Origin of the sequence: Methanobrevibacter curvatus (genome assembly GCF_001639295.1) — an archaeon.
Lineage (GTDB): Archaea > Methanobacteriota > Methanobacteria > Methanobacteriales > Methanobacteriaceae > Methanoflexus > Methanoflexus curvatus.
In genome coordinates this window covers 1-6,900 of the sequence record NZ_LWMV01000008.1, presented here as the reverse complement: position 1 = coordinate 6,900, position 6,900 = coordinate 1, and the positions used below count along the sequence as shown (strand labels likewise).

Sequence of the window (6,900 nt, the reverse complement as noted above, 5' to 3'; positions counted from 1 at the left end):
TTTTTATTAATAAAACCTTTTTTTTAATTAAAAACATTTAAAAAAAAAAAAAAAAAAAAAAGTTCTATATACTTAAATTTACTAATTTGAGGCATTTAATTTTACTAATTTGAGCTATTATATTTTATTATTTTTTCCTTTAAAAAAATTATTATGAGAAATATATAATATCTGTTTTCACTTTTAATTTTTTTAATTAATTCAAAAACAACTAAAATAGAATAAAATAGAAAACAAGCTATATTTTCGTATTTAAACCAAAAAAAAACATTTATAGCATTAAATAAAAAAATAAAAACAATTATTTTATTAGTGCTATTGTTATATTATTGTCATATTGTTATTACTATTAACTGGAATCAAGATAAGTAAATATTAATTTCATAATGAGAATATAAACTAAAATTACAATTGGAATACTTACCATAGAAATTACTAAACCTACAATGGATACTAAGAATAAATGAAGAAAAGACCATGCAAAAAACCCTACAACAAATAATACAACACCAATTATTATTTTCAGACCTATATTTGAGTTTTTATGAGAATAATTCCCTTTTGTAGCAGAATTATAATCCTGACCAAGAGAATTAGAATTCACTTCAACAGAATTAGACTTTAAATCACTTGAAACACCATTAAACCCCTGACCAACAGAATTAGAATTCACTTCAACAGGGTTAGATTTTAAATCACTTGGAACACCATTAGAACCTAAATCAGAAGAGATAGAATTAACATCATTTGAAATGGAATTATTATTTACTTCAACAGAGTTGAAACTTTGTTCAACAGTATTTGAGTCAATATTTGATTTGTTTTCTTTAACTTCTTCATCTTGATAAGAGTTGTCACTACCATCTGCATACAAAGAAGTTCCACACATTTGACAAAATTTATCATTATCTTGATTTTCATATTTACAATTTGAACACACTTTCATTATATCCCCTAATTGACAGGCAATTCATTTAAATTTAGCAAATTACTCTTTTAATAATATTATAAAAATTATAACCATCTTCATTTGGTCCTTCAACAGAAACAACAACAGTTTTTCCATCTTTTTCAAATATGAAAGAATGAGGAGAATATGAAACCATTCCTTTTTTCTCTATCACCCTCCCAAAATAATAGCCAATAAAATCACTATCATTTATTTTTAATTTTTTAGAGCTTGATTTGAAGTCAGATAAAACCTGTTCAAGGTTTTTATTTTTATATACTTTTATTGAAATCATGTGTTCCTTTTTATACTTTCTTTTATTTCCATTAAAAGTTGCTACAGAATCTGTTGTATTTCTATCTTCACTAATATCTGTCCAATAATGAACATATTTATGGAATACTGCTTCTTCGTCATCAAACATATCAATAAGCTCATATTTTGAATCAGAAGTATGTTGTGGTGCATCAGCAACTCCATATTCCCACATAGACATTTGAACTGGTGTTTTATATGGAACATGGAAGAAAAGGTTGTCGACTACCACTTCTACATTAAAAGTATTTTCTGAACTAAGTAATGCAAATTCAATGTTTTTATTTTTAAAAATAGGTAGATTTTCATCATAAGCTTTTTGCATTTCCTCACAAGTTCCTCCATTTTTTCTAATGTCTTTAATAATTGAAATAAAACCTTTTCTATCAAAATAAAGATTGTTCATCATTTCATGCCATAATTCATCTTCCAATTTTTTTTCTGGACTTCTTGAAAAAAGACCCATTTTATCTCTCCATTAAACTTAATTTTTTACTTAAAAACAATAATTTGAGTTTTATTTTAAATTTTACCCAAGTTCATATAAAATTGTATAATTTGATTTAGTTAATTAAATTATTTATATTAAATTAGTTATATTAAATTAATTATATTAAATTAGTTAATTAAATTAACAAAGTATTCTTCCCAATTATCAAAATTTACTTGACCATTATCATAAACAACAAATGGCATTTCATATTTCTTTAATAAAACAAAATAAGGAGTATTGACAAGCCATTCTTTTCTACTAATTAATAATGCAGAATCATCAGCTAAAGTAATATTATTAATATCATATTTATCATTTTGGGATTTAAAATATTCTAAAATATCTTCAAAAGATAGAATTTTAAAAAGAGTAGTTTTAACTATATGTTCATAATTTCTACCATCTGTACTTGTCCAATTGTAAGAGTATTCTATAGCATTTAAAAATTTAATATTTCTCGAATAAATGACATTGTATTTTACTAATCCTTTAGGAGTATGTAGTAATCCAATTTTATTGTATACAATCTCATCATAAGCCTTTTGAATATCCTCTACTGAGCCCCCATTTTTCCATACTTCCTTAACAGCTTTTTGCAAACCCTTCTTTTCACTATTAGGTATTTTTAACTCATAAATATTAGTAGAAAAACTCCAATCAGCCCCAACTAATTCATCTACCAATTCTTTTTCAGTGTAATTTGCTAAATCTCTATGAACATCTCCCATTCTAATCTCAGCTAAAGTGTCATCATAAGCTTTTTGAATGTCTTCAACCGAACCTCCATTTTTCAATACTTCCTTAACAGTATCTTGCAATTTTATTCTTTTGTCAGTAGATAATTCATTTTTAAGGCTGTTGAGATTCACACTATACCCCCAACCTAAACCAACTAACTCATCTGCTAACTTTTCTTCAGAAGTTTTTTCTTTTTTGCTAAAAAGACCCATTAAATCACCTTGATAAACTTTTTTTAAAACATACTTTTAAAAAAGAAATTTGGCCAAAAAAAACATGTTTTAAATAAAACTAATTCAAATAAACTTAAACTAAATAAACTTAAACTAAATAAAAATTTTTTACATTAAAAAAAACAATATTAAGCACTTACAATAGCTAATGATTAGTAGAAAAAGAGGAGTTAGAAAGCTCCTCCTCCACCACCACCAGAGCCCCCTCCAGAACCACCAAATCCAGAATTATCACTATCACTAGAGCGAGCATTGGATATTCCTCGATTGAATGAATGGGTCATCATAGCATAGCCACCATAACTATTGTATAAGTAAACATCACTTCTATACTCACCAACTGATGGTACAATCATATCCATGTTTTTTCTAACTTGATCAGCTATTCCTAATGCAGTGGCATAAACTAAGTACTTGTTCCAAATGGCTATGGATTCAGGTGGATACTCTTTTATTAATGAAAAGTCTTTTAAATATTTTTTAAAGTTTTCCCATTTAGCATCATTAGTTCTGCCAAATTCTGTCCATCTTCCTCCTACTTTAGAAGGAGTTACTAGGGATATAATTCCAATTATTATTAGCAATATTGTTGAAATAAACCAAAAACCTATTGATTCAGATACATGAGGAATTCCGAAAAGGAATAAAACTACACCTGCGATAATTGCCACTACTCCATAGATCTTCATAATTGTATTTCCTGTAGATATGAAATATTTATTTTTAAATGGAGTATAATATTCCTCTTCAAAGCTTTTTATCCAGTTATCATACATTCCTGCAAATTTTCTAGCATTTTCTCTATTACTTAAATGATCTGAAATTCTATTTAATACAATATTATCATTAGCATCTTTAAATGTATTTAGTATGAATACTGCTCTTGATTCATGTGAAGAAAGTCCAATTTTTGAGGATACATCCTTATTTTCCCTTAAAATTAAATCTTTATTTCCATTTGCACTATTTTCAGTTGAAAGTGAAAATACTTTTTTATTAATTAGCATCATAATCGTTGCTTGGAAGCCATCCATGTTTGGTTTCCCAACTGTTCCACTTAAACCCTTACCATACATACTATTTACAAAAAGAGGACTATCATTTGTAGGAGGTTCTCTTTCATATATTCCAGAATACTCGATTTTAGGTTCACGACCAAAAGCCAAGTAAGCACCAATAGGAATTATTGAAGTTAAAAGAACAATTATTGGCAGAATAGTGTAAAATGTTTTCTCATTTTCCCTATCCTGAGCTATATTCTCCTGTATTTGTATAATTTTATTTTTACCTGCTTCATTAATTCTATTAGCATAAATTGGATTTTTAAATTGAGATAGAGGTATTAAAGCTCTAAATTCAAAATAATTACCTGAGGATATTGAATCGGCTTTTATATTAATGGTTGAGCCATTCCATTTTTGAGATGTTAAATGTTCTGGTGGGTTAAACCAATACTGTGAAACCTTAGATGATGGGAATGTCACAGAGGCATCTAAACTTTCTACATTAACCTCCCACTCTTCACCCCATAGTTTGTAATGTATTTCACCAATATCATTGTAGATGTTTATTGCATCTGTAATATCATAGGAATACTTAACCTTGATATTAGCATCAGTTGAAATTTTATCAGTTAATTCTTTATTTGAATATAAATACACTTTTATCTGTTTTTCAGAACCTTTTTCTATTAACTCCCACTTACAATAGGCTCCTTCAACACTAACATTGATATTTCTTATATCTTGACCTTTTTTTAAAGGTATGTCTCTAAAAACTCCATTAAACTGCCCATCAAACAAATAGCTAATTGTTTCTTCAACATGAATCAACCCATCATCTTGTATAAATAAATTAACAGTAGCATGGGGAATTCTATAACTTCTATCCTCTGCAAAACTCGCAGAAGAAGCCATTGAAAATAAGAACAATAAAATTATCCCAACAGCAACAATTTTCATTTTCATTTAATCGCCTCAAATTGATTAAATTGATCTAAACATAAAAAAAACATTAAATTAAATAATGAGTTATTAATGCAAAATAAATAATAAAAGCATTAATATTAAATTAAATAGTTTACTAATAAATTAAAATTTAAAGTTAATACTTAAAATTCAACTTTAGGGACAGAACGAGCCCCTTCTTCTGCTTCAAAGAAATCAGCTTCTTTAAAGTTAAATGCATTTGCAAATATATTACTTGGGAATTGCTCACATTTGTTGTTGTACATCAAGACTGTGTCATTGTAAAATTGTCTTGAATAAGCTATTTTATCCTCACTTTCTCCTAAAACATCTTGTAATTGCTTAAAATTTTCATTAGCTTTAAGTTCGGGATAGTTTTCAGCAACAGCAAACAAGCTTTTAAGGGTGTTAGTTAATTGATTATTAGCATTTTGGATCTCTTTAACTCCATTAGCATTCATTAGCCCTGCTCTTGCTTTTGCAACATTTTCAAAAACACTTTTTTCGTGTGTAGCATAGCCTTTAACAGTTTCTATAAGGTTAGGTATTAAATCCGCTCTTCTGTTTAGCTGGACATCAATTTGAGCCCATGCATTTTTAACTTTATTTCTTGAACTTACTAAACCATTATAGATTCCAACAACAGCAAAAAGTATAATAATTACTACAACAACTATAATTATTTCCAATATCATTTTTTTCACCTTAATTCATTTTAATTTTATCATTTTAATAAAAATATAATTATTTATGATGTTATGAAAATTATTTAATACTATGAGAATTATTTTTTTAAATTAAATACTCAAATTTCATTTTAAATGGCATTATCTTTGAGAATCAAGAGTATGAAATTATAGTGCCTTAAATCATTTTTATCTATCATTTTTTTCTATTTATTTTATAATAAGTAGTAATAATAATAATAATAATAATAATAACAATAATAAAGTAATTAATAAGCAATAATAATAATTAATAAGCAATAATAATAATTAATAAGCAATAGTAATTAAAATAATAAGTAATTAAAATAATAATAATTTAAATTGTGAGCTTTGTGTTTTATTTGATTTTATTTCTTAATATTTAAATTTAAAATATTTAAAGTTAAATTAAAAGTTCTTAAAATTAAATTCTTTTAATTTAAATCTAAATTCATTTAAAACTTATTTTGTACTTATCTATTTATTTTTAAAAAAAGCATGAAAAAGTAGGTAAATTCTACTTCTTCATTTCAATATAGTTTGGTTTAATATTAAAAATATCTTTGATTACCCAAGTATTTTTGGAACATTTTCACCAAAGTTAAATCCTGCATTGCTTTCTATTAAAAATGCTTTTCCACCTTTTGAAGATACAAAGAATTTTTCATCTCCATCATCAGTAACAGTTTCCCCATAGAATCCAGAATATGATCCATATGAAGCAGATGAATCTTGGTTGCTAATATCAAGACCTGCAGCACCTGATTTAAGGTTACTGATTACTTGCGATTTAGAAAGACTTTTATATACTGTAATTGAAAAAGAATCTCCATCATCATTAGCATATGACTTCATATAAGCACCATTAGTATTGGATGAACCAACTAACTCATATCCATCAGGTATGTAAAATTGTACACCACCAATAGACACAGGATTTGGGAATTCATTATCTGTAGTAGAATTAGTATTACCATTGGTATTGAAATCAATAAAACCAGGTATAGCCATCCCTAAGAGTGCAACTACTATAACCGCAACACAACATATCCCTACTATTCCAAGAATTACTTTTGTTGCTGTAGACTGTCTACTAAACCAGTTCCCTTGATTAGTTGGGTATGCTGGAGGGACATTATTATTTGCAAAAGTATTTGGATTTGTATTGTTATTTGGGCTCTGTAAAATAGTTGCCTCCTGAGATTTTTAGTAATACAACATTATAATTTTATATTACTATTTTGCCTCCTGAGACTTTTTTACACTTGAAATAGCCCTTTAAGGTATTGTACACTTGAAATCATACTTCAGAGATTTTAAGCGAAAACTAAATAGTAAAAGTTAAATAGAAGTGTCGATAGATATTTATACTATGAAAACAACAAATACTATCGACATTAGTAATATTAAAAGCATACAATATAAACTTTCCGATTTTGGTGCAAAAGTCCCTGATTTCAAAGAAGCTGTTAAAAATAGTTTTAATCATTTAAATAAG

General features: G+C 26.7%; 6 protein-coding genes. All 6 read right to left on the bottom strand.

Annotation, left to right across the window (positions count from 1 at the left end):
- Window positions 1–349 precede the first annotated feature (349 nt).
- The 6 genes from MBCUR_RS00215 to MBCUR_RS00190 all read right to left on the bottom strand — a co-directional run bounded on the left by MBCUR_RS00215 (window position 350) and on the right by MBCUR_RS00190 (window position 6,413).
- Window positions 350–946 carry a zinc-ribbon domain-containing protein gene (locus MBCUR_RS00215; protein ID WP_067088718.1) on the bottom strand — a complete coding sequence of 199 codons (597 nt, stop codon included), beginning with the start codon at window positions 944–946 and terminating at the stop codon, window positions 350–352.
- 34 nt (window positions 947–980) lie between these two features.
- On the bottom strand, window positions 981–1,730 hold the full coding sequence (locus MBCUR_RS00210; protein ID WP_067088714.1) for a hypothetical protein: 750 nt from the start codon (window positions 1,728–1,730) through the stop codon (window positions 981–983).
- A gap of 152 nt (window positions 1,731–1,882) precedes the next feature.
- Window positions 1,883–2,707 (bottom strand): hypothetical protein, encoded by an 825-nt coding sequence (locus MBCUR_RS00205; protein WP_067088711.1) that lies wholly within the window; start codon window positions 2,705–2,707, stop codon window positions 1,883–1,885.
- A 191-nt stretch (window positions 2,708–2,898) separates the two neighbouring features.
- The gene (locus MBCUR_RS00200; protein WP_067088708.1) at window positions 2,899–4,695 is read right to left on the bottom strand and encodes a DUF2207 domain-containing protein; all 1,797 of its coding nucleotides are present in this window, start codon (window positions 4,693–4,695) and stop codon (window positions 2,899–2,901) included.
- A gap of 143 nt (window positions 4,696–4,838) precedes the next feature.
- Window positions 4,839–5,390, bottom strand: coding sequence for a LemA family protein (locus MBCUR_RS00195; RefSeq protein ID WP_067088705.1), 552 nt, complete (start codon window positions 5,388–5,390; stop codon window positions 4,839–4,841).
- Between the two features lie 579 nt (window positions 5,391–5,969).
- Entirely contained in the window at window positions 5,970–6,413 is a 444-nt protein-coding gene (locus tag MBCUR_RS00190) for a hypothetical protein (RefSeq protein ID WP_067088702.1), read from the bottom strand.
- Between the last annotated feature and the right edge of the window lie 487 nt (window positions 6,414–6,900).